This window comes from Enterobacter sp. 296B2, assembly GCF_034106185.1.
In the GTDB taxonomy this organism is placed as follows: domain Bacteria; phylum Pseudomonadota; class Gammaproteobacteria; order Enterobacterales; family Enterobacteriaceae; genus Enterobacter; species Enterobacter cloacae_N.
The window spans coordinates 1-2293 of record NZ_JAWNCA010000069.1; the positions used below are offsets into that span (position 1 = coordinate 1).

At 35.9% G+C, this 2293-nt stretch carries 2 protein-coding genes; both read left to right on the forward strand.

The annotated features are described in order from the left end of the window. The first annotated feature begins 85 nt into the window (after nucleotides 1-85). Entirely contained in the window at nucleotides 86-712 is a 627-nt protein-coding gene (locus URZ40_RS23065) for a hypothetical protein (RefSeq protein WP_320721252.1), read from the forward strand. A 16-nt stretch (nucleotides 713-728) separates the two neighbouring features. Next, on the forward strand, nucleotides 729-2258 hold the full coding sequence (locus URZ40_RS23070; RefSeq protein ID WP_316380946.1) for a PAAR domain-containing protein: 1530 nt from the start codon (nucleotides 729-731) through the stop codon (nucleotides 2256-2258). Nucleotides 2259-2293: the final 35 nt, after the last annotated feature.

Consider the following 2293-nt stretch of genomic DNA (forward strand, 5'->3'; position numbering starts at 1 on the left):
TGATAATCCATAAATGTATTTTGTACAAAGCAATAAAAACTTTAAACAATATATATGCGACCATCAATTATGGGTCTTAGCACGAGTGACCGATTTATATGATTCCAATACTGATAAAGGAATAAAATGGCTGGAACCACTGTGGCGTAGTTACAATGAAGAAATAAAGGGAATATCAGTATTTCTGTCACGAATGGAAGCTGCAATTTATAGTGTGTTTATTGAGAGAAAATTTAATGAAAAATGGTCAGTATATTCATTAAACGAATTAAACATACAAGAAATGATGACTCATAATCAAGCTGTGCAAAATACCGATCAATATCATGTGTTGCTCAATTCTGGCTTTTGGACCAACAAAGATATTAATGTTTTATTTTCAAAGCGTCACATACTACAGGCAACAATTCCAATTACATTTAACACCAAAATAATATGTACTGAGGATAAGTATGCAACACTAAAAATCCCAAAACAAGTGACTGAAAAATTCCAAAAAATGTGGAGAAATAGAGTAGGATATTATGAAAGCTATTGTAAGAACAATATTTCGTCTGACAATGAATGTTTAATGCAGCAAGCTGTGATTGCATATGAAACCATGAATCTAATTGAGTGCGATGTAGTTGATATTGACGAGTGCAAGTATATCACAACATGGAACAACGAATGGTTTAATACCAATCCAAATAATTTAACTGAAATTAAGTAATACAAGTGAGGGAATTATGGCTACAGGCTATTTTTTGGTAGTAGGTGATAAAACAAGCTGTGGGGGGAGAATAATTTCAGGCAGTGAGAATCACTCATTTTACAACAAAGCAACGGCACGTAACGGTGACAAATATATCTGTGGAAAAGATAATAAGATATATCATATTGCTGGCGGTATACCTAATTACATGATACATGGTGTTAGTGCGGCAGGAACATTACATAGCAGAGGAACTTGTCCATGCAAATGCAGATTTATAAATTCCAGGTACGAATCAAGCTATGACTTTGAAAGTGAGCGCAAAGTAGCGTCAACGCCAAAACCACAAATAAATAATGCTCATACAAGCGTGGCTCAGAATAGAGAAGTATCACTAGCAAAAGTAGAAGTAACGCCACAGTTCAAAGAAAAAGTAAACTCTCCACGTGCGCCTGTTGATGCGGGATTTTGTGTACTACCCTTCGGGGCCAGACCTGCGTCATATGAACCATGGTTTTTTATAAATCCGCCAGCAGGGACACGTGAGCTTTATCACAAATTAAATCCAGATGTACAGAAACAACCAGGCTCGATTTTGATTGTTGTTGATCCCGAAAAGCAAGATAAGCAACAAATTGAAACACTGCAAAAAGCGCGTGACAGGATAGATAAAGCATTAGAACCGCTTACATTGAAGGAAGCTAAATTATTGCATGATAACAGAGGGGCAGTAGATGCCTTTTCGTATCAGCTTTATAGTAAGTATTTAGGAAATGCAGGTGATAGCTTAGGTGCGATCAGTGAAGTAGGTAAAGGCTACTATGAAGAAATTAATAGAATATTAAAAGAAATAGAAAATCTTTATAAAGATGCATACAACCGTAACAACGGGATTATTTCAGGGCAAGAGTTTTTCGGGAGAAGGAAAATCTTGTTTAATAAGTTAGAACTAATATTAACCAAATTCAGCAAATCCAGCCTTGATTTAGAAGAATACAATGATATAAAAAAATCTTTAGGATTATCCACAAGCTCTATAATGCATAAATGGGATAGAACAGGAGTTAATAATATTGAAGGATATGCTACATATATTGAAAACTCTGCAAAATTAATAAAAATAATGAAAAACGTAGGATACGTTGGAATAGGATTGGATTTTGCATCATACACATCCAATATTTATGAGGCTTGTGCGACGGGGAGAGAAAATGAATGTAGAAAAGCAACAATAAATGAATATAGTAAATTCACGCTTAAACAAGCATCGGGTATAACAGCGGGAGGTGCCGCTGGGGTAGCTGCCAGGGGAGCTTGTATGTGGGTTTTAGGTTTGGCAACGGCAGAAGTGGGTGCGATCGGAGCTGGCTTATGCCTTGTAACCGGCATTGGAACTGGCATAATAGCCGGGAAACAAGCTGAAAAGGTGGGTGAATCCATGGGTGAAAAACTAGGTCAAGGAGTTAATAAAGGAATTGATAAACTAAAAGATAAATCAATTCCAACTCCCGATTCATTCAATGAAGAATCTGGGTTGATGATGTATGAAAAGCTTTTTTATTGAAAACCTAGAAATTATAGAAATAACTTCAATAGTGG